Here is a 21,085-nt window from a genome sequence, read left to right as displayed (position 1 = left end):
GTGTTTTTTGAAAAATAATTTCCAACTGATTACCCTTTATACTTCACGTGTATTTTTTCAACAAAAAACGCCATTTTTGTATTCATTTTGGCATTATAGTCATGAAAAAGGCGACCTTCGGGTCGCCTTTTAACTTACTTATCGATAATAACCGAGCGCTTACTTACTGCTTCGCTACGATTTCATCGTTTTCAACATCCAGAGTAATTGGTTTGCCCGGGATTAATCTGCCTGACAGAATTTCTTGTGCCAGTGGGTTTTCAATCTCTTGCTGAATTGCACGTTTCAACGGACGAGCACCAAAGATTGGATCGAAACCAGCTTCACCAATTTTCTCTAATGCAGCCGCTGTTGCAGTGACTTCATAACCATGTTCTTCCAAACGTTTATATAAACGAGCTAATTGAATATTCGCAATATTCGTAATTTGCTCTTTACCTAATGGATGGAATACCACGACTTCATCAATACGGTTAATAAATTCAGGTCTGAAGTTATGAGCGACAACTTCCATCACCATATCTTTCATTTCTGAATAACCGATCATGCCAAAACGTTCTTGGATAAGATCGGAGCCTAAGTTTGACGTCATGATAATTACAGTATTACGGAAATCTACCGTTCTACCTTGTCCATCAGTTAAACGACCGTCATCTAATACTTGTAGCAAGATGTTAAATACATCAGGGTGCGCTTTTTCAACTTCGTCCAGCAAAATAACTGAATATGGACGGCGTCTTACCGCTTCAGTTAAATAACCACCTTCTTCATAGCCCACATATCCCGGAGGTGCACCGACTAAACGAGATACAGAGTGTTTCTCCATAAACTCGGACATATCGATACGAACCATGGCGTCGTCACTATCAAACATAAAGTTTGCCAGTGCCTTACATAATTCAGTTTTACCTACCCCAGTAGGGCCTAAGAACATAAACGAACCAATTGGGCGGTTTGGATCTGACAACCCTGCGCGACTACGACGGATAGCATTCGACACGGCCACAACCGCTTCATCTTGACCAATCACACGTTGGTGCAGCTGTTGTTCCATTCGTAACAGTTTTTCTCTTTCGCTTTCAAGCATTCTTGATACTGGAATACCTGTCCAACGAGCCAGAATTTCTGCGATTTCGACGTCGGTCACTTTATTACGTAAAAGCTTCATGCTTTTACCTTCTGCTTTCGTCGCTGCTTCTAACTGTTTTTCTAACTCAGGAATACGTCCATACTGCAACTCAGACATTTTCGCCAAATCACCGTTACGACGCGCTTTTTCCATCTCAATACGCGTATTTTCTAATTCAGCTTTAATGTGTTGGGTGCCAGTTAATGATGCTTTCTCTGCTTTCCACTCTTCTTCTAATGCAGAATATTCACGCTCTTTTTCCACCAGCTCTTCTTCTAACATTTCCAGACGTTTTTTACTGGCATCATCCGACTCTTTTTTCAGTGCCTGTTGTTCCAGTTTTAATTGGATAATACGTCTTTCCAGTCTGTCTAAAGATTCTGGTTTTGAATCCATCTGCATACGTAAGCTGGCACCGGCTTCATCGATTAAGTCGATAGCTTTGTCTGGCAGCATACGGTCTGTAATGTAACGGTGCGATAATGTAGCAGCTGCAACAATTGCAGGATCAGTAATTTGCACATGATGGTGCAACTCATAACGCTCTTTCAAACCACGCAAGATAGCGATAGTGTCTTCGACTGATGGTTCTGCAACATATACTTTTTGGAAACGACGCTCTAACGCAGGGTCTTTCTCTATATATTGACGATATTCATCAAGAGTTGTTGCCCCCACACAGTGCAGTTCACCACGAGCCAGTGCAGGTTTTAACATGTTACCGGCATCCATCGCGCCGTCGGCTTTACCCGCACCTACCATAGTATGCAATTCATCGATAAACAGAATGACGTTACCTTCTTGTTTAGCAAGGTCATTCAGAACACCTTTCAAGCGTTCTTCAAATTCACCACGATATTTCGCCCCTGCAATCAGTGCACCCATATCCAGTGATAATACACGTTTGTTTTTCAATCCTTCAGGGACTTCACCATTGACGATACGTTGTGCAAGTCCTTCAACAATCGCCGTTTTACCTACACCAGGTTCACCAATTAATACTGGGTTATTTTTAGTACGACGTTGTAATACTTGGATGGTACGACGAATTTCTTCATCACGACCAATCACAGGGTCTAATTTCCCTTGTTCTGCACGTTCGGTTAAATCAACAGTAAATTTTTTCAAAGCTTGGCGCTGGTCTTCAGCGCTTTGGTCATTCACTTTTTCGCCACCACGCATCTGTTCTATTGCCTTTTTCAAATTGTCTTTATTAACACCTGCTGTTTTTAACATATCAGCGAGGGTTGTATTGGCTTCTAAAGCAGCGAGCAGAAATAGTTCTGAGGAGATAAAGTCATCCCCATTTTTCTGAGCCAGCTGGTCACATAAGTTCAAATGACGCATTAAGTCACTTGATGGTTGTACATCCCCAGCAACACCTTGTACTTGAGGGAGCCGAGCCAATGCATCTTCAATTTTGTTTTCGAACGCAACTGCGTTCACGCCGAGCGTCGTCAATAATGGACGCACGGTGCCACTTTCTTGATTAAACAAAGCACTGAGTAAATGAATTGGTTCAATAAACTGATTTTCGCGCCCAAGGGCTAATGACTGGGCGTCAGCGAGAGCTTGCTGGAATTTATTAGTTAAACGATCCAGACGCATAACACCTCCAATAGAATATGATTAAATTTGCTACTGGAGATAAGATGCGGTCTGTTTTTAAATATTCAAGTTTTAGGCGGGATTATTTTTTCAATATTTGTTAATTTGGAATATTATTCCATGAACTAGTTATTTATCCATATAAGGGATGCCATTCTTCCTGTTCGTCCCTCACGTCGGTAGGAAAAAAATCTGTTTTCATCACTTACTGTACAAAATTCACCGCCATAAATGGCGGAAACGCCCGCTGCTTGTAGCTTTTTACGTGCGAGTAAATAGATGTTTGCCAGAAATTTGTCATTGTGAGGTGTAAACGCATCCGCAAGATCGGCTGATTGATGAATAAATGCTTGTTTAACTTCTACACCAACTTCAAATCTCTCAGGACCAATAGCGGGTCCCATCCACACCATAATGTCACTTGGTTGTGCATTAAATGCCGCTAGCGTATTTTCCAATACGCCATTGCAAAGACCTCGCCACCCAGCATGAGCGGCAGCCACTTCTTTACCATCGCGGCTGCAAAACAATACTGGCAAGCAATCCGCCGTCATAATGGCACACACTTGACCAACTTGATTGGTATACACCGCATCCGCTTGACGATTTTTAATCTCACTTCCCGTTAAGTGCAGAACATGAGTACCGTGAACTTGCTCAAGCCACACGGGTTGCTGTGGCAATTGAGCTAGCTTTTCAAGACGATAACGATTTTCACTGACTGCCTCAGGCAAATCCTCAACATGGTCACCTAAATTTAGGCTATCAAAAGGTGGAAGGCTCACTCCACCAGCACGAGTTGTACTGCATGTTGAAATATTTTTAGGCTGCGGCCAATCAGGGAAAATCAACGTATTCATTACCAGTCCATATCGTCTTTGTGAAGTTCAGTGTCTGCTTTCAGTGCTTCAATCAATTTCACCATATCATCAGGCAATGGCGCATGCCATTCCATTTGGATCCCAGTGATTGGGTGATAAAGACGCAGCATTGTCGCGTGCAATGCTTGTCTATCAAAACTACGCATCACTTCGAGGAACTCTTCTGTTGCTCCTTTCAGTGGACGTGGTCGACCACCGTATAATGGATCGCCAATTAATGGATGGTTAATATGCGCCATATGAACACGGATTTGGTGCGTTCTGCCAGTTTCTAAGCGTAAACGTAAGCGCGTATGTGCACGGAAATGTTCCATTACACGATAGTGAGTCACCGCAGGTTTGCCCATTGGATGCACTGCCATGTGCGTTCTTTTGGTTGGATGGCGAGAAATTGGCTCTTCCACCATACCGCCCGCTGTCATACGACCAACGGCGACCGCTTCATATTCACGCGTAATTTCACGGCGTTGCAACGCTTCCACTAAGTGAGTTTGTGCTGGAACCGTTTTAGCGACAACCATCAGCCCAGTTGTGTCTTTGTCTAAACGGTGAACAATACCCGCTCTTGGTACATCCGCGATTTCAGGATAGCGATATAATAATGCGTTTAAAATGGTTCCGTCCGGGTTGCCAGCCCCTGGATGAACAACTAAATCACGCGGTTTATTAATAATTAGGATATCTTCATCTTCATAAACAACGTCAAGTGGAATATCTTGAGGTTCCCAACGGGAATCTTCTTCAATTAAGGCATCGATGGAAATTTGTTCACCACCTAAAACTTTTTCTTTTGCCTTATTGATAACTTTGCCGTTAACCTGCACTCTATCGTCTAAAATCCATTCTTTTATTCGAGAACGTGAATAATCGGGGAACAATTCAGCCAAAGCTTGATCTAAACGTTGACCAAGCTGTGATTCTGCGATAGTTGCACTTAATTGTACTTGTTGAGCCATAAATTAATCTACTTTTTGGTGTTTGTGTTTTGACGGCGCTGCCGTTTCATTTAAAATGTATGCTATTGTAACTCGAATTTTGCCGGGAGCCTTACGGATAGACTCCCTCGATACAGTCAGAGGATAACCAACACGTGATGATACGTATGAAATATCTGGTGGCAGCTGCCACGTTGAGCCTGGCTCTCGCCGGATGCTCCAGCAATAACGAAGTCAGCCCCGATAGTTCCCCAGCTGAGATTTATAGTACAGGTCAGCAAAAATTACAGGACGGTAACTATAGCGCGGCAATTAAACAGTTTGAAGCGTTGGATAACCGCTACCCGTTTGGTCCGTATGCTCAGCAAGTACAGTTAGACCTGATTTACGCCTATTATAAATCAGCTGAGCTACCAATGGCGATAGCTTCGATTGACCGTTTCATGCGTTTAAACCCAACTCATCCAAATATTGACTACGTACTTTACATGCGTGGCTTAACGGCAATGGCGTTAGATGACAGCATGTTACAAGGTTTCTTTGGTATCGATCGCTCTGACAGAGACCCACAACACGCATTGGTTGCGTTCAAAGACTTGAGCCAGCTAGTTCGTTACTATCCGAACAGCCCATATTCCAACGATGCAAGTAAGCGTTTAGTTTACTTAAAAGATCGTTTGGCAAAATTTGATCTCTCTGTCGTTGAATATTACAACAAACGTGGGGCCTATGTCGCGGTTGTTAATCGTGTCCAACAAATGTTACGTGACTATCCAGATACAGAAGCAACACGTCAAGCGCTCGGATATATGGAAATTGCGTATAAAGAGATGGGCTTAGACAAAGAAGCAAATAAAGTCGGCAGCATTATTGCAGCAAACCAATAAATTGCTTTTTAACGCTATCGATTGAAATAAGAACGGCAGCTTCGGCTGCTGTTTTTTTGATAGTTTTAATCGTGATTTGAAATACTGCAGGTTTAAATATGAATACAAGTAAGAGATAGTTTTGAACTTTTTCTTTTAAAATTCATACCCTAAAATTTTACCCAAAAAAAGTACCGGCTATTTACCGTGTCGATAGCCAACTCTTTCAGTCTCCCTCAATATAGTTATTTTGGCAATCCTTTTACCTGCCTTTTTTAGCCAAAATCACACTTCAAGTGGGTACCCTCTCCCCCATAATTTAAGTGTGATCTAGATCATTTTTTTATTCCTAGATATCGGTATTCTGAATTCATCAAAGACGGAAACAATGAGAGGTAACTATATGATAGTTAACATTACTAGCAAACAAATGGACATCACTCCCGCAATTCGTGAGCACATTGAAAGCCGTCTAGCAAAACTCGATAAATGGCAAGTTTCCCTGATTAGCCCCCACGTGGTGCTATCAAAAGAGCCTCAAGGTTTTATGGTTGATGCCAACATAAAAACCGCTACCGGACAGTTGGTAGCAAGTGCTAAGCATGAAGATATGTACGTTGCAATAAATGACCTTATCAACAAACTCGAAAGACAGTTAAACAAAGTGCAACATAAAGGAGAATCAAGAAGGGCAACTAGTAGTGTAAAAGAAGCGAATCTAGAAACGTTGTAATCAGTTACGTTTAAGTAGTTACGTTATATTTTTATATTATCAATCCACTTATCTTGAAACCTTCCAAACGCGCTCATCATGGGCGCGTTTTTACGTTGTGCGCTGTTTTTTGTTGACTTCTCGTTCACTATCATGTCTATTTGAATAACTTCACTCGAAAGGATTTCCCATGAAACTAAATACTGTTTTCTTTTTCTTCTTTAGCCACTCACATTAAGGGGCTTTTGTCGTTCGAGAAAAAAAAGAAGACAATATTTTAAAGCCCCCTACCTAGGGGGCTTTTTTATTCACTGATGTTTGATAGGGTCGCAGAATGGAAAATAGCACTAATTTACTGAAAGTCCGTGAGAAAATTAGCCAGTTAGACAGTGAACTCCTTGGGCTTCTTGCAAAACGTCGAGGCTATGCAATTGAAGTTGCGGAAACTAAAATCGATGATAACCGCCCAATCCGTGATAAAGAGCGTGAACGCCAATTACTCGATGTATTAATTAATAAAGGCACGCCTCTGGGTCTTGATGGTTTTTATATTACACGCTTGTTTCAGATGATCATTGAGGATTCTGTTCTGACTCAACAAGCTATCCTGCAAAAACATTTAAACCTGACACCAAGCGATACCGCAAGATTTGCATTTTTAGGGCCGAAAGGTTCTTATTCCCATGTTGCCGCGCGTCAATATTCAGCTCGTCATTTTGATCAACTGGTTGAATGCAGCTGCCATAAGTTCCAAGATATCTTTTCACTCGTTGAAAGTGGCCAAGCAGATTACGGTATTTTGCCTATTGAGAATACCAGCTCAGGGGCAATTAATGATGTTTACGATTTACTGCAAAATACATCATTATCCATTGTCGGTGAAATTCGTTTGCCGATTAACCATTGCTTGCTGACTACCCCAGGTAGTGAATTAAGTAAGATTGATACGGTTTATAGCCACCCTCAGCCATTCCAGCAATGTAGCCAATATTTATCTCAATTCCCCCATTGGAAAATTGAATATTGCGACAGCACATCTACAGCCATGCAAAAAGTGGCAGAACATAATTCCCCTAATGTTGCTGCATTAGGAAGTGAAGCGGGCGGTGCTTTATATGGCTTAACGGTTTTGGAGCATAACTTAGCGAATCAGCAAATTAATATGACTCGCTTTATTGTTGTGGCTCCACGAGCGATTGAAGTGACTGAACAAGTTCCTGCGAAAACCACATTACTGATCACAACAGGTCAACAAGCTGGTGCATTAGTGGATGCTTTGATTATCTTAAAAAATAATAAGATAGTGATGAGTAAATTAGAATCGCGTCCAATTAATGGTAAGCCGTGGGAAGAGATGTTTTATGTGGATGTTCACGCTAACTTGCGTTCAGATAATATGCAACAAGCACTGAAAGAATTAGCGGAGATCACCCGCTCAATTAAAATTCTTGGCTGCTACCCATCTGAAAATATCGTTCCTGTAGAACCAGAAAAAATGGCGCCTTAGTTTTAATTTTGGCTCAAAAAAATAACACAGGTTATTCGCCTGTGTTATTTTTATTAATTACGATTTATGCCAATCACGATTTTTGTATTGTCGCGCTGAGCTTAAAGTAATTAACTAAGTTTTGAAGATGGTAAGCTTGGTCATTTAACGAATCAGCTGCCACCACTGACTCTTCTACCAGTCCCGCATTTTGTTGAGTGGTTAGATCCAACTGCCCCACAGCGCTGTTAATTTGTGAAATACCATCGCTCTGCTCTCTACTCGCTTGGCCAATTTCACGCAGCAACGCATTCATCTCTTCAACACTGGCAACCATTCCGTGGATCTGCTGGCTGGCTTGTTCAACCAATTCCATCCCTTCTTGGGTTTGTGAGGAAGAATTTTCGATTAATGAACGAATATCACTGGCCGATGCAGCGCTTTTTTGTGCCAGTAATCTCACTTCCCCCGCCACTACCGCAAATCCACGACCATGCTCTCCCGCCCTTGCTGCTTCAACGGACGCGTTCAAGGCTAAGATATTCGTTTGGAAGGCAATAGAGTCGATTAAATTAATGATATCCGTCATTTTTTGAGACGAACCATTAATTGCACGCATTTTATCAGTTAGCTGAACCATCATCTGACCATTGTTTTTGACTGTCACAGCCGTATTGTCAGCCAACATTGTCGCTTCATGGGTATGTTCAGTGGTGTTCTGTACCGTTGATGTGATTTGCTCCATCGAACTTGCCGTTTGCTCAACAGAAGCTGCTTGCTCTTCCGTTCTAGCCGCTAAGTTCTGATTACCCGCGACAATTTGCCCTGCTGCCGCAGAAATACTCTCAGAACCATTTTGAACCTCTTGGACAATCTCAAGTAGATGCCCTTTCATTTCGCTGAGCGACTCAAGTAAAATCCCTGTTTCATCTTTAGATTGTGCTTGAATATTTTGGGTCAAATCACCACTGGCAATCGATTTAGCAAAATCAACTGCTTGCTCTAAAGGTCGAGTGATAATACGCGTGATGTACCACCCCATAACGCAACCCACAACAATACTGATGATTGATAAAAATGCTAATAAAACACGATTTGCTTTATAGTCATCTTCCACCTGATAACCGGTTTCTTGCATCAACATGTTTTGGATGGCTATCAGGTTTTGGACTTGCTCACGATATTCTCGTTGAATAGCAGATGTTTTTGTCATCATCATTTCAATCGCAGCTTGGCGATTGCCCTGATTCATAAACTCCATCATCTGTTGCTGAGCACTAATAAATTTAGCTCTCACTTCTTGGATATTATCAAGCACCTCGCGAGAACGGCTATCGGTTATGCTTCGGTCTAACTCATCCAGCAGATCAGAAATGTTTTGGCTAATTTTACCCAGCTCTTCTTTGCGTTTTTCACTCCCTCGGTCATCCAATAAAATCAATTCTTGAATACCAATATAAGAATAAAAGTTATCCATCACCGAGTTTGCATTAGCGGTTATTGGATAACTTTTAAAAATGACGTTCTGAATGCTTTCATTTGCACGATTCATATTCACTAATGAAAACAGGGAACTTAAAACAATTAGCGTGATGAAAACGCCAAACGCGATAGTTAATTTCAAACTAATTTTGAGGTGCTTAAAAGACATAGGTTTACCACACTTATCATCATTTAATGATTAGTGTTATCGGTCAATGACAAGGGATCTTTATTAGATAAATCGTTTAATTTATAAATATCGACATTATAAACTGATTAATTTCTAATTAATTAGTGGATAAACCCACCCAAGGAAGAAGCCCAATTGTAAATTTAGGATAAACTACAGAAATAAGTACAATTACTTATTTATTATAAATATTAATAATGAAAATGTATTTAGCACTTTTAGCATAAAGATAGCCATTACCCTTTTTCATCGATTTATAGAGTAATGGCTAAAAGAGATTATTTACGGTTATCGTTCGCCCGTTGTAATAGAGACTGGCTTTCTTTCATGAAATGATGAGCATCTTCACCAAACCACTGGCTAACTTGCTCAAATTGTCGAATAAATTCGGCTTTATCTTTACGCTCCAGCATTTCAATGGATTGCCCCAAAAGCTGGTAATAACGGCGGATCAATTCAACATTTTCATCCGAAGACATGATGATATCTGCATACAATTGCGGATCTTGTGCAAACAAGCGCCCTACCATTGCCAATTCAAGACGATAAATTGGGGAAGAGAGATCCAACAACTGCTGTAGATCAACCTGCTCTTTCGCTAAATTTTGCCCATAAGTAAACGTCGTAAAGTGGCGTAACGCCTGAATAAAACTCATATTACGATCGTGTTCTTCAGGCTTAATCGCTTTCAAGCGCGCGCCCCAAACTTGTAGCTGCTCCAGTAGCCACTGGTAAGATTCCGCTTTTCGCCCATCACAGAATGCAAAAACTTGCTTGGCAACACTGCCAATATCAGGACCAAACATCGGATGTAACCCTAATACAGGGCCTTGATGCACTGACAGCATAGCCTCGAGTGGCTTTTGCTTCACAGAAGCAATATCCACTAAAATTGTTTCTGGATCTAAAGTAGGCAAACGTTTAATGACATCAACAGTGAGGTGGATAGGTACACTGACTATCACCACGCTTGCACCAGAAACTATTGACGCCGCATTATCCCAATCCTGCTCACCCAGCAATTTAACCTGATAACCAGACAGGGAGAGCAGACGATGAAATAACCGCCCCATTTTTCCATTCCCACCGACGATCACAATCGGGCCGGCGGTAGGGTTCAATGTTTTAAATCCTTTGTCATTTTCGCGCGCATAGGACTCACGCATGATTCGACGAAGAATATCTTCAATCAGATCAGGCGGGATCCCCATTCGCTCCGCTTCTGCTCGGCGAGCTGCCAACATGCTGGATTCACGCTCAGGCACGTAAATAGGTAATCCATGCTGGCTTTTGACTTCGCCGACTTCAGCCACTAGCTGAAGCCGTTTGGCTAACAAATCTAATAATGACTTATCAACTTCATCAATCTGTTCCCGTAAATGGGATAATTCAGCAGACATACCAATCCCTTGCTCAGCTCACTTTACTTAATTTCTGCCCACGCTGCTCAAGCACTGGGGATAATGCTTGGTGTAATTTACGCAGCACAGACTCAGTTTCATCCCAATTAATGCATGCATCTGTCACCGAAACCCCATATTTCATATTCTCACGTGGCTGTTCTGATGACTGGTTGCCTTCATTAATATGGCTTTCAAGCATAATACCTGTAATTGATTCATTACCATTAACAATTTGTTCGATGATTGAATCAACCACCAGTGGCTGACGACGGAAATCTTTATTTGAGTTACCGTGGCTGCAGTCCACCATTAACGATGGCTCTAGTCCTGCTTTTTTCATTTCTGCTTCACAAGCTGCAATACTTTGCTCATCATAGTTTGGTGTTTTGCCACCACGTAAGATCACATGACCATTTTTATTGCCGCTGGTGTGCAGCAAGCAAACTTGACCTGATTGATTGATTCCCATAAAGCGATGTGGCATTGCAGCGGCTTTTAACGCATTGATGGCGGTAGATAAACTGCCGTCTGTGCCGTTTTTAAAACCGACTGGCATTGATAAGCCGGATGCCATTTCACGGTGAGTTTGGGATTCCGTGGTTCTCGCTCCGATTGCTGACCAACTGAATAAGTCACCTAAGTATTGTGGGTTATTAGGATCTAACGCTTCTGTTGCCAGTGGTAATCCCATATTCACTAAGTTGGTCAATAAATCGCGGGCAATGTGTAGCCCTTTTTCCATTTCAAAGCTGCCATCCATAAATGGATCGCTAATTAAGCCTTTCCAACCCACGGTTGTACGTGGTTTTTCAAAGTACACACGCATCACAATATATAAGCTATCACTTAACTCAGCGGCAAGTTTCTGTAAACGCTCACCGTATTCGATGGCAGCATCTACATCATGGATTGAACAAGGACCACATACCACGAGTAAGCGCGGATCACGCTGATGAATAATATCAGCAATCACTTTACGCGATGTCGCAATGGCATGCAGGTTGCTGTGACTCAATGGGTATTTTTGTTTCAGACTTTCAGGGGTGATAAGAACCTGCTCGTCTTGAATATTCACGTTATTGAGTACATCTTTTTGCATGATCATTTGATTACCTACTTAGCTTATTATTTATTAGTGATGTTATTTATCGATCTTGTGTTTGGTGCGTGAGAGATAACATATCATGCATCGTAAAGATTTCAATCCAAAACTGTAAAATAATTTAATTGAGTGTACATAAAAAATTACATTATTTTATACCATTGAATTTAAATAACATTAATGAATAACAAGCAAAAATTTCATATTAAAAAGCAAAGCATTAATAAAATAAGTAAACATAAGTTTACACATTGGAGTTTATTGAACGATATATTCTAAATAGTTCGAGTTGTCGCTAGGCGGCAAGAGAATGAGTCGCTAGGAGCATACATGAGTATGTGACTAGTGCGAATGAACGTAGCTAACACCGCGAGAACTTGAAATATGACGAATATATGACGAATATAAAAAAGGCCCGCAAATATGCGGGCCTTTTAACTTTCGGATGTAGCGAAAGCGTATTACTTGGCGTTCAGACGCTCTTTGATACGAGCTGCCTTACCAGAACGCTCACGCAGGTAGTACAGTTTAGCTCTGCGAACAGCACCACGGCGTTTAACAGCAATGCTATCTACGACTGGAGAGTGAGTTTGGAATACACGCTCAACACCTTCGCCGTTAGAAATTTTACGAACAGTGAATGCAGAATGCAGACCGCGGCTACGGATAGCGATAACCACGCCCTCAAATGCCTGCAGACGTTTTTTAGAGCCTTCTACGACCCATACCTTAACTTCCACGGTGTCACCCGGACGGAATGAAGGTACGTCCTGCTTCATCTGCTCTTGTTCAAGTTGTTTAATAATGTTGCTCATAATAACTCTCTTACCCTAGGTAAACTGATATGTTTAGACAATTAATTGTCTGGATTCACTGGTTGCTCAGCCTGATATTCCCGTTGGAATTCAGCTAGCAACATCCTCTGCTCGTCAGTCAGAGCTAGGCTTTCTAGAAGCTCAGGTCTTCTAAGCCAGGTACGACCGAGTGACTGCTTCATGCGCCAGCTATCGATCTTGGCATGGTTTCCTGAAAGTAGTATGTCAGGAACTTGCATGCCGTCTAACACCTCTGGTCGGGTATAGTGAGGACAATCTAACAAGCCATCCGCAAAAGAATCTTCTTGAGCTGAAGCTTGATGACCTAGAACTCCAGGAATAAACCGAGAGACTGAGTCTATCAACACCATAGCAGGGAGCTCCCCACCACTGAGAACGTAATCACCGATTGACCATTCTTCATCAATTTCGGTTTGAATGATCCGCTCATCAATACCTTCATAACGACCACAAACAAGAATTATCTTCTCGTTTGTTGCCAGTTCACAAACTCCGTCTTGACCGAGTTTGCGACCTTGAGGTGAAAGATAAATCACTTTTGCACCATCACCGGCCTCAGCTTTTGCTGCGTGGATTGCATCTTTTAACGGTTGCACCATCATCAGCATGCCTGGACCACCACCATAGGGGCGATCATCAACAGTTTTGTGTCTATCGTGAGTAAAATCTCTCGGATTCCAACACTCAACCGTTAGCAGGCTATTTTTCACTGCCCGACCAGTTACCCCGTACTCGGTTATTGCGCGGAACATTTCGGGAAACAGGCTAATTACCCCAATCCACATGATTTATCCCACTCATAAAAACCGGTAAACCGGAGATTTAAAAACCAGGATCCCACTCCACTTCAATAATTTTGGTGGAGAGATCGACTTTCTTGATAACCTGCCCATCAAGAAACGGAACTAACCGCTCCTTGATGCCAAATGCATCTTTTAAATTTGCCTTGATCACGAGAACGTCATTCGATCCCGTTTCCATCATATCAATGACAGTACCAAGGTCGTAACCCTCAGACGTCACTACATGGCAACCCATAAGGTCTTTCCAGTAGTATTCGTCGTTGCCCAAATCAGGAAGTTGGGTTGAATCAACCGCAATTTCAAAATTGGTCAATAGAGCAGCTGCATCGCGGTCTTCGACCCCTTTGAGCTTGACGATGATATCTTTGTTATGATGTTTCCAATCTTCTATTTCAATATGTTGCCACTGACCAGAGCGTTGGATAAACCAAGGTTGATAATCAAAAATACTTTCAGCATGTTCGGTGGAGGAAAAAACTTTGAGCCAACCACGAATACCGTATGCCGCGCCTAATTTGCCCAATACAATTGGGTTTGCAGGAGGCAGTAGTTTAGTTTGCTTGCTCATTGTTACCACCGTGACAGATTAAGCTACTTTTTTAGCTTGTTTGACCAGTTGTGCAACACGGTCAGAAACAGTTGCGCCTAAGCCAACCCAATGCTCAATACGGTCTAGGTCTAAACGCAGTTCTTCTGCTTGACCTGCAGCGATCGGGTTGAAGAAACCGATACGCTCAATGAAACGACCGTCACGCGCATTGCGGCTATCGGTTACAACGATTTGGTAGAACGGACGTTTTTTAGCGCCGCCACGAGATAAACGAATTGTTACCATAACATCCTCATTAGTTAACAAAACAACCAGACTCCATCGAGGGATAGAGTCCGGTTGTTATATAAAAAGCCCGAAAAGTTTACTCACTTTGACGAAAAAATCAATCAAAAGTACACTTTTGTTTCAGGCTTTACTGCTTAACGCCCCGGGAAACCCGGAGGCATCATACCTTTCATACCGCGCATCATCTTGGCGAGACCGCCTTTCTTCATCTTTTTCATCATGCGCTGCATATCATCAAACTGTTTTAAGAGTTTATTAACCTCTTGTACTGTGGTTCCAGAACCCGCAGCAATACGGCGTTTGCGTGATCCTTTAATAATCTCGGGTTTTTCGCGTTCTTTGCGTGTCATGGATTGGATCATCGCTTCCATACGGATGGTAATTTTGTCATCCATTTGGGATTTAACCGCATCTGGTAACTGGGACATGCCTGGCATCTTACTCAGCATGCTAGTCATTCCGCCCATATTACGCATCTGTTTTAGCTGGTTTAAGAAGTCATTAAAATCAAAGGTATCCCCTGTTTTCAACTTCTTCGCTAATTTTTCAGCTTCATCACGGTCAACTTTGTGTTCAATCTCTTCAATCAGAGATAACACATCCCCCATGCCTAAAATACGTGAAGCCACGCGTTCAGGGTGGAATGGCTCAAGGGCGTCAGTTTTTTCACCAACCCCTAAGAATTTGATTGGCTTACCGGTAATGGAGCGAATAGATAATGCAGCACCACCACGCGCGTCACCGTCAACTTTGGTTAAAACGACCCCAGTTAATGGCAATGCTTCATTAAAAGCTTTCGCTGTGTTAGCTGCATCTTGCCCTGTCATGGCATCAACCACAAACAAGGTTTCAACTGGATTGATTATACGATGGACTTCTTGGATCTCTTCCATCATCGCTTCATCAACGTGTAAGCGACCGGCTGTATCTACTAACAACACATCGTAAAATTGTAATTGTGCGTGCTTTAAGGCTTTTTGAACGATTGCCGCTGGCTTTTCTTGCACTTCAGATGGGAAGAAATCAACACCAACCGCTTGTGCTAAAGTTTCTAACTGTTTGATCGCCGCTGGACGATAAACGTCGGCAGAAACTACTAAGACTTTTTTCTTTTGTTTTTCTTTTAACAGTTTACCCAGTTTTGCAACGCTGGTTGTTTTACCCGCACCTTGCAAACCTGCCATCAACACAACAGCCGGAGGCTGAGCAGATAAATTCAGCTGGTGATTTTCTTCACCCATTGCGCGGGTCAGTTCATTTTGAACAATTTTAATGAACTCTTGACCCGGTGTTAGGCTTTTATTAACGTCTTGACCAACAGCACTTTCTTTGACTTTTTGAATAAATTCACGGACGACTGGCAAAGCAACGTCGGCTTCCAGTAACGCCATGCGAACTTCGCGTAATGTATCTTTAATATTGTCATCAGTCAGACGTCCACGCCCGCTGATATTGCGCAAAGTGCGCGATAGTCTGTCAGTTAAATTATCAAACATGTGTCTTAGCTCAATTCTGTTATGGGCCTATATGTAGCCTTATTTGGTTACTCGCGCGCTATATTTCAAGGGCAAACTCAAGATAGCCACGGCACAATTCAACGCTGTGTTGGTCGCCGATTGTATCATACTTGATGGGGTTTCGCTGTTTCGTTTCATTAAGCTAAGTGAGCAGCCTAAATGAGCGATTAGTAAAGAATATACAGCGATACGTCATACCAATAGTTGGAGCCTACACTTGCACGGGTTATACTAGTTAATTACTATCCACTTAAAATGAATAACGACACTATACTATGCCCGTATTTGCAGTCATAGCAGTTTGTACATACATGGTCAGTCTGCTGCTGATCGTTCCCGGACAAGTGCGCAAGCAAGCTCTTTATCGTCGATTGGCTATTTTATTAGCTATCGTGGCGATGGTTACTCACGCAATCACGTTGAAATTACAAATTTTTAGTGAAGCCAGCGGGCAAAATCTCACCCTCTTAAATTTAGGCTCCTCTGTCAGTCTCTTAATGTGTTTGATTATGACGGTGGTTTCCTATTTAGGGCGTGCGTGGTACTTAACCCCTATTGTGTATAGTTTCGCGATTATTAACCTGATTTTATCTACGATTATGCCTGGTGAGTTTATTACTCATTTAGAGGCAAGCACCCCATTATTTGTCCATATTGGCTTAGCCTTATTAAGCTATGCTACGTTGCTTATCGCGGCGTTATATGCGTTTCAAGTTGCCATTATTGACTACCAGCTTAAAAACAAAATTCTGAAATTTAGCCCTGATATGCCGCCAATGATGGTCATTGAACGCAAAATGTTTCACGTCACTCAGGTGGGCGTCATTCTCTTGACCTTAACGCTGTGCACGGGCTTTATTTATATGGATAACATCTTTGATAAAGAGAATATCCACAAATCCGTACTCTCCGTTATTGCTTGGTTTGTTTACGTTATTTTGCTGTGGGGGCATTTTCATGGTGGATGGCGAGGCAAACGCGTCCTCTTTTTCCATGTGGGCGGTTCACTTATCCTTACCTTAGCGTTTTTTGGTAATCGATTAATTCAGCAATTAACTATGGTGTAGAGCCATTTTAGTCTTAAACGACCGTTATAAATAAGGAACCTTGTTTTGGATGAAGTATCTACTGGTACTCTAATCATCATACTGATTGTTTTAATTTTTTTATCCGCTTATTTTTCAGCGTCAGAAACCAGTATGATGACGTTGAACCGTTATCGGTTAAAACACTTAGCGAAACAAGGTAATCGCTCCGCTATCCGCGTTGAAAAACTACTACGCCACCCCGACCGCTTACTGGGCTTAGTATTGATTGGTAACAACCTAATCAACATTGTTGCTTCTGCTCTCGCGACCATTATCGGGATCCGCTTATATGGCAATATGGGTGTCGCCATTGCAACTGGTGTGCTCACATTTGTTATTTTGTTATTTGCAGAAGTGATGCCAAAAACCATCGCGGCACTGTACCCAGAGCGTATTGCCTTCCCTAGTAGCTTTATTCTTACGCCACTGCAAAAAATCATGTTACCTGTCGTGTGGGCGTTTAATACTGTTTCCGCCCTTTTTATGCGCTGCTGTGGAATAAAAGTCTCAAACACCCGTAACGATGCTGTCAACAAAGAAGAGTTACGCACTATTGTTCACGAGTCCAAAAACAAGCTCAGCCGCCGCAATCAAGACATGCTGATTTCAATTCTTGATTTAGACAAAGTCACTGTTGGCGATATTATGCTGCCACGTAATGAAATTGTCGGTATCGATATTAATGATGATTGGAAGTCGATTGTTAGGCAGCTCACTCACTCCCCTCATGGACGTATTGTCCTGTATCGTGATTCTCTTGATGATTTGATTGGTATTTTGCGTGTGCGAGAAGCTTATCGATTGATGGTAGAAAAACGCGAGTTCAACAAGCAGAACTTGATCAAAGCTGCCGATAGTATCTATTTCATACCAAATAGCACGCCACTCAACGTTCAGTTGGTTAATTTCCAGCATAAAAAAGAGAAGCTAGGCATCATCGTTGATGAATATGGCGAGATCCAAGGTTTGATCACTGTCGAAGATATTTTGGAAGAAATTGTCGGTGGCTTCACAACGTCAATGTCCCCTTCTTTAGCTGAAGAAGTCATGCCTCAGAGCGACGGTAGCGTCCTTGTGGATGGAACAGCAAACATTCGCGACCTGAATAAAGCATTTGATTGGAACCTCCCTATTGATGGTCCTAGAACCGTGAATGGGATGGTTTTAGAGGTATTAGGTGATATTCCGCAGCCTGAAGAACAAATTGTTATTGGCCACTATGTTATCGAAGTTTTAGTAATCAACGATAATATTATCAAGCAGGTAAAAATCACCCCGCTCGGTTTTGACTCACAAACCCCTGAATTTTAATTGTTCATTTCAAAGAAAAAAGCCTTAAAACCCTGATCCATTGATCGGTGATTTTAAGGCTTTTTAGTCTGTTTTTTTCAACAACTAAACATGAAGCTGGGCGAGCTTTTCTTCTGGCAATGCAAGTTCATCGTTTTTATTGACGAGAATATCTTTCGCTAGCACATTTCGGGCAATTTGCTGAGCTTCTTCAAGAGAGTGCATCATGTAAGTACCACATTGGTACACATTAAGCTCTGGGATCTTGTTTTGGTCTTGCACATGCAGTACATCTTGCATAGAGGCCTTCCAAGCTTTTGCAACACGTTGTTCATCCGGTTGACCAATCAAGCTCATATAGAAGCCTGTACGGCATCCCATTGGCGAAATATCGATGATTTCAACACCGTTACCATTAAGGTGATCTCGCATGAAGCCAGCAAAAAGGTGCTCTAGCGTATGCGTTCCTTTTTCTGTCATTGCTTCTTTATTTGGAACTGTAAAGCGTAAATCGAATACGGTGATAGTGTCTCCATGAGGCGTTGTCATCGTTTTCGCTACACGAACAGCAGGAGCAGCCATACGCGTATGATCCACAGTAAAACTGTCTAATAACGGCATTTCATGACCTCCAAAAAAATAATTTAAAAAAAATGAAACTAATCCAAAAATGCAGAGTCTTAATATGTGAAAGACGCGCAAATTGTTATCATCCCTAATTCTTTAAAAGATTTTTTATTTGGCCACCTCGTTGTGGCCATTTTCTTTTAGCGTCCTGCGTGGATCTTAAGATACTCTTCAAAGCTTTCGCTCTGATCTTGCTCCATTCGCTTCTGCTTCTCAATTGAAGCCAAACGTGCTTGTTCAAACTGTTCTTCAGTGATCACTTCATAAGGTTCATTAATTAACTGCTGATAGTATTTTTCAGCTAATTCTAACCCATAGCCACCGATACCTTTTTCCAGCATTTCGTCCATCACCAGCGCTGAATAGGTCAAGTTTGGATCTTCAAACATGGCGACAAACTGATGACACACATCTTTGTATTTTGCATCACAGCAGGTATCCAAAACTTCAGCCACACGGATCAGATCTTTAAACAACGTTTGTCCCACTTCAACCAATGGTTTGAGCTCGCTACCACAGCCAAAGCCAATCACCTGCTCCGGTTTACGACCTTCAAGGATCACACGGCTCCAGTTTTTGCGGCAGCAATCCAACTCTTGAACATTCATTTCCGGGGCATCTGCAAGCACGCACCAAATAAGGAATAAATCTACAAAGCGAGCTTGGGTTTCATTAACCCCAATAGGGCTAAATGGATTGATATCGAGGGAGCGAACTTCAATGTATTCGATACCACCACGTAATAATGCATCAGAAGGCGATTCGTTACCTTGAGGGACACGCTTCGGACGAATTGGCGCATACAGCTCATTCTCGATCTGTAGCACATTGGTGTTCAACTGAACGTACTTGCCATCTTTTTTCACGCCCAGCTTTTCAAATTCAGCGGAAGGCTTGTGAATGGCTTTTTTCAGATTTTCCACATATTCGTCAAGGTGGTTAAACGTAATATTTAAATCACTCTGAGATTTATTGGTGTAACCTAAATCGCTCATTCTCAATGACGTTGCGTAAGGCAGATAATAAGTACCGCACTCGGTCTTGTTAAAGTTCAGTGTGGTTTCTCTGTTCTTTAAGAAAGAGCCGCAAATAGCGGGAGATGCGCCAAATAAGTATGGGATCACCCAACCAAAGCGATAGTAGTTTCTGATTAGACGTAAATAGCCTTCAGAAATTTTTTCCTTTCCGCTTTCTGCATCTTCAACACCCGCCCACGCTTTCCAAAACTCAATTGGAAATGAGAAATTATAGTGAACACCCGCGATGGTTTGCATTAATGCCCCATAGCGGTTTTTTAACCCTTCACGATACAGCGTTTTAAACTGCCCCACATTGGAGCTACCGTATTGCGCTAATGTGATCTTATCTTCACTTGCAATAAAGCAAGGCATACTTAACGGCCACATTCTTTCATCGTGTAAATGACGTGCCGTATAGCGATGCAGATCCCGCAAAAAAGCCAAGTTGTGGCTAATGCTTTTATCTACAGGAGTAATAAATTCGAGTAAGGATTCCGCAAAATCCGTGGTGATCCATTTATGGGTAAGGGCTTTCCCCAGCTCATCTGGATGTAATGTCTCGGCTAACGCACCTTGAGGTGTCACGCGTAGTGTTTCACGCTCAATACCGCGTTGAATGCCATTGAGAATTTCCGGGTGCGCTTCTAACCATGAGAGCGCTTTTGATACGTCCGGGATCAAATCGACCTCCCGCCTGTGATTTAGTTTTATTTTAATAAGGTGATTACTTTAGCTTAAATCACATAAATTGTCGCTGTCTAGATGTGTGGTTTACCCGATGAGAAAACAGAAAGAAAAGGAAGGAAGATAGCAAATTAGGATTTTAGGCAAAAAAAAACTCCTCAGATTGAGGAGTTTCTTAATGATGGTGCATCCGGGAGGATTCGAACCTCCGACCGCTCGGTTCGTAGCCGAGTACTCTATCCAGCTGAGCTACGGATGCAGAATTTGTCGATTATCAATCGATGCTGTATAACTACAGCAGTAATTTGGATTCATTGAATTGATGACAGAATTATTGATACTGACAGAAATGTTTAAGAGATGGTGCATCCGGGAGGATTCGAACCTCCGACCGCTCGGTTCGTAGCCGAGTACTCTATCCAGCTGAGCTACGGATGCATTTTAGTGCAATACGTACTTCTCTCTCAATACTGCTTAATCAAAATCTACTTCAATATTTATGGTTGTAAATCTTGTTAGCTTTAAAACCATATTAAATCTAAACTACTTTTGCTTTAGTTCGCTATAAACTAAAACATCACCCTATCAG

Annotated in this window: 18 protein-coding genes, 2 tRNA genes and 1 other annotated feature; of the genes, 5 read left to right on the top strand and 15 right to left on the bottom strand. The window is 42.0% G+C overall.

Annotated features, from left to right (window positions below):
- Positions 1–163: 163 nt before the first annotated feature.
- From clpB to rluD, 3 genes are all read right to left on the bottom strand, one after another.
- Positions 164–2,737: an ATP-dependent chaperone ClpB gene (gene clpB, locus PR799_RS14180; protein ID WP_154628189.1), complete on the bottom strand. Its 2,574-nt coding sequence runs from the start codon at positions 2,735–2,737 to the stop codon at positions 164–166.
- A gap of 125 nt (positions 2,738–2,862) precedes the next feature.
- The gene (gene yfiH, locus PR799_RS14175; RefSeq protein WP_154628190.1) at positions 2,863–3,597 is read right to left on the bottom strand and encodes a purine nucleoside phosphorylase YfiH; all 735 of its coding nucleotides are present in this window, start codon (positions 3,595–3,597) and stop codon (positions 2,863–2,865) included.
- Positions 3,597–4,574 (bottom strand): 23S rRNA pseudouridine(1911/1915/1917) synthase RluD, encoded by a 978-nt coding sequence (rluD, locus tag PR799_RS14170; protein WP_154604589.1) that lies wholly within the window; start codon positions 4,572–4,574, stop codon positions 3,597–3,599. The genes yfiH and rluD overlap by 1 nt, the downstream gene beginning before the upstream one ends.
- 137 nt (positions 4,575–4,711) lie before the next feature.
- On the opposite strand from rluD, the gene bamD reads away from it, so the two are divergent.
- From bamD to pheA, 3 genes are all read left to right on the top strand, one after another.
- Positions 4,712–5,440: an outer membrane protein assembly factor BamD gene (bamD, locus tag PR799_RS14165; protein ID WP_154604595.1), complete on the top strand. Its 729-nt coding sequence runs from the start codon at positions 4,712–4,714 to the stop codon at positions 5,438–5,440.
- A gap of 382 nt (positions 5,441–5,822) precedes the next feature.
- Positions 5,823–6,152: a ribosome-associated translation inhibitor RaiA gene (gene raiA, locus PR799_RS14160; protein WP_154628191.1), complete on the top strand. Its 330-nt coding sequence runs from the start codon at positions 5,823–5,825 to the stop codon at positions 6,150–6,152.
- A 168-nt stretch (positions 6,153–6,320) separates the two neighbouring features.
- Positions 6,321–6,440: a sequence feature (Phe leader region), on the top strand.
- Between the two features lie 25 nt (positions 6,441–6,465).
- Positions 6,466–7,638, top strand: coding sequence for a bifunctional chorismate mutase/prephenate dehydratase (gene pheA, locus PR799_RS14155; protein WP_154639454.1), 1,173 nt, complete (start codon positions 6,466–6,468; stop codon positions 7,636–7,638).
- A gap of 73 nt (positions 7,639–7,711) precedes the next feature.
- Here the strand turns inward: pheA and PR799_RS14150 are convergent, their stop codons facing one another.
- The 8 genes from PR799_RS14150 to ffh form a co-directional block, all read right to left on the bottom strand.
- Positions 7,712–9,268, bottom strand: coding sequence for a methyl-accepting chemotaxis protein (locus PR799_RS14150; protein WP_272522495.1), 1,557 nt, complete (start codon positions 9,266–9,268; stop codon positions 7,712–7,714).
- A 299-nt stretch (positions 9,269–9,567) separates the two neighbouring features.
- Entirely contained in the window at positions 9,568–10,689 is a 1,122-nt protein-coding gene (tyrA, locus tag PR799_RS14145) for a bifunctional chorismate mutase/prephenate dehydrogenase (protein ID WP_154628194.1), read from the bottom strand.
- 13 nt (positions 10,690–10,702) lie between these two features.
- Entirely contained in the window at positions 10,703–11,797 is a 1,095-nt protein-coding gene (locus tag PR799_RS14140; RefSeq protein ID WP_154628195.1) for a 3-deoxy-7-phosphoheptulonate synthase, read from the bottom strand.
- A gap of 458 nt (positions 11,798–12,255) precedes the next feature.
- A complete protein-coding gene (gene rplS, locus PR799_RS14135) occupies positions 12,256–12,609 on the bottom strand; it encodes a 50S ribosomal protein L19 (protein WP_036949834.1) in 354 nt (117 codons plus the stop codon).
- A 41-nt stretch (positions 12,610–12,650) separates the two neighbouring features.
- Complete coding sequence (gene trmD, locus PR799_RS14130; protein WP_154604584.1) at positions 12,651–13,415, bottom strand: tRNA (guanosine(37)-N1)-methyltransferase TrmD; 765 nt, start codon at positions 13,413–13,415, stop codon at positions 12,651–12,653.
- Between the two features lie 37 nt (positions 13,416–13,452).
- Complete coding sequence (gene rimM, locus PR799_RS14125; RefSeq protein ID WP_272522493.1) at positions 13,453–14,001, bottom strand: ribosome maturation factor RimM; 549 nt, start codon at positions 13,999–14,001, stop codon at positions 13,453–13,455.
- Positions 14,002–14,019: 18 nt separating this feature from the next.
- Complete coding sequence (rpsP, locus tag PR799_RS14120; protein WP_036949828.1) at positions 14,020–14,268, bottom strand: 30S ribosomal protein S16; 249 nt, start codon at positions 14,266–14,268, stop codon at positions 14,020–14,022.
- 137 nt (positions 14,269–14,405) lie between these two features.
- A complete protein-coding gene (gene ffh, locus PR799_RS14115) occupies positions 14,406–15,767 on the bottom strand; it encodes a signal recognition particle protein (protein ID WP_036949826.1) in 1,362 nt (453 codons plus the stop codon).
- 296 nt (positions 15,768–16,063) lie between these two features.
- Here ffh and PR799_RS14110 point away from each other — a divergent pair, with 296 nt between their 5' ends.
- On the top strand, positions 16,064–16,855 hold the full coding sequence (locus PR799_RS14110; protein WP_154639451.1) for a cytochrome C assembly family protein: 792 nt from the start codon (positions 16,064–16,066) through the stop codon (positions 16,853–16,855).
- A 45-nt stretch (positions 16,856–16,900) separates the two neighbouring features.
- Complete coding sequence (locus tag PR799_RS14105; protein ID WP_272522492.1) at positions 16,901–18,187, top strand: CNNM domain-containing protein; 1,287 nt, start codon at positions 16,901–16,903, stop codon at positions 18,185–18,187.
- 84 nt (positions 18,188–18,271) lie between these two features.
- On the opposite strand, the gene luxS is transcribed toward PR799_RS14105, so the two are convergent.
- The 4 genes from luxS to PR799_RS14085 form a co-directional block, all read right to left on the bottom strand.
- On the bottom strand, positions 18,272–18,787 hold the full coding sequence (luxS, locus tag PR799_RS14100; RefSeq protein ID WP_272522491.1) for an S-ribosylhomocysteine lyase: 516 nt from the start codon (positions 18,785–18,787) through the stop codon (positions 18,272–18,274).
- A gap of 146 nt (positions 18,788–18,933) precedes the next feature.
- Positions 18,934–20,493, bottom strand: a complete 1,560-nt coding sequence (gshA, locus tag PR799_RS14095) for a glutamate--cysteine ligase (protein ID WP_154628199.1) — start codon at positions 20,491–20,493, stop codon at positions 18,934–18,936.
- 185 nt (positions 20,494–20,678) lie between these two features.
- Positions 20,679–20,755, bottom strand: a tRNA-Arg gene (locus tag PR799_RS14090).
- A gap of 102 nt (positions 20,756–20,857) precedes the next feature.
- Positions 20,858–20,934, bottom strand: a tRNA-Arg gene (locus PR799_RS14085).
- Positions 20,935–21,085: the final 151 nt, after the last annotated feature.

The sequence above is a fragment of the Providencia sp. PROV202 genome (assembly GCF_028479565.1).
Lineage (GTDB): Bacteria > Pseudomonadota > Gammaproteobacteria > Enterobacterales > Enterobacteriaceae > Providencia > Providencia zhijiangensis.
This window is presented reverse-complemented; position numbering and strand designations above follow the sequence as displayed.

Coding starts and splice junctions, on each gene's coding strand:
- trmD (WP_154604584.1), bottom strand. CDS start 13,415: ATGTGGATTGGGGTAATTAGCCTGTTTCCCGAAATGTTCCGCGCAATA.
- ffh (WP_036949826.1), bottom strand. CDS start 15,767: ATGTTTGATAATTTAACTGACAGACTATCGCGCACTTTGCGCAATATC.
- rimM (WP_272522493.1), bottom strand. CDS start 14,001: ATGAGCAAGCAAACTAAACTACTGCCTCCTGCAAACCCAATTGTATTG.
- rpsP (WP_036949828.1), bottom strand. CDS start 14,268: ATGGTAACAATTCGTTTATCTCGTGGCGGCGCTAAAAAACGTCCGTTC.
- pheA (WP_154639454.1), top strand. CDS start 6,466: ATGGAAAATAGCACTAATTTACTGAAAGTCCGTGAGAAAATTAGCCAG.
- bamD (WP_154604595.1), top strand. CDS start 4,712: ATGATACGTATGAAATATCTGGTGGCAGCTGCCACGTTGAGCCTGGCT.
- PR799_RS14140 (WP_154628195.1), bottom strand. CDS start 11,797: ATGATCATGCAAAAAGATGTACTCAATAACGTGAATATTCAAGACGAG.
- yfiH (WP_154628190.1), bottom strand. CDS start 3,597: ATGAATACGTTGATTTTCCCTGATTGGCCGCAGCCTAAAAATATTTCA.
- rplS (WP_036949834.1), bottom strand. CDS start 12,609: ATGAGCAACATTATTAAACAACTTGAACAAGAGCAGATGAAGCAGGAC.
- rluD (WP_154604589.1), bottom strand. CDS start 4,574: ATGGCTCAACAAGTACAATTAAGTGCAACTATCGCAGAATCACAGCTT.
- tyrA (WP_154628194.1), bottom strand. CDS start 10,689: ATGTCTGCTGAATTATCCCATTTACGGGAACAGATTGATGAAGTTGAT.
- clpB (WP_154628189.1), bottom strand. CDS start 2,737: ATGCGTCTGGATCGTTTAACTAATAAATTCCAGCAAGCTCTCGCTGAC.
- luxS (WP_272522491.1), bottom strand. CDS start 18,787: ATGCCGTTATTAGACAGTTTTACTGTGGATCATACGCGTATGGCTGCT.
- PR799_RS14110 (WP_154639451.1), top strand. CDS start 16,064: ATGCCCGTATTTGCAGTCATAGCAGTTTGTACATACATGGTCAGTCTG.
- raiA (WP_154628191.1), top strand. CDS start 5,823: ATGATAGTTAACATTACTAGCAAACAAATGGACATCACTCCCGCAATT.
- PR799_RS14150 (WP_272522495.1), bottom strand. CDS start 9,268: ATGTCTTTTAAGCACCTCAAAATTAGTTTGAAATTAACTATCGCGTTT.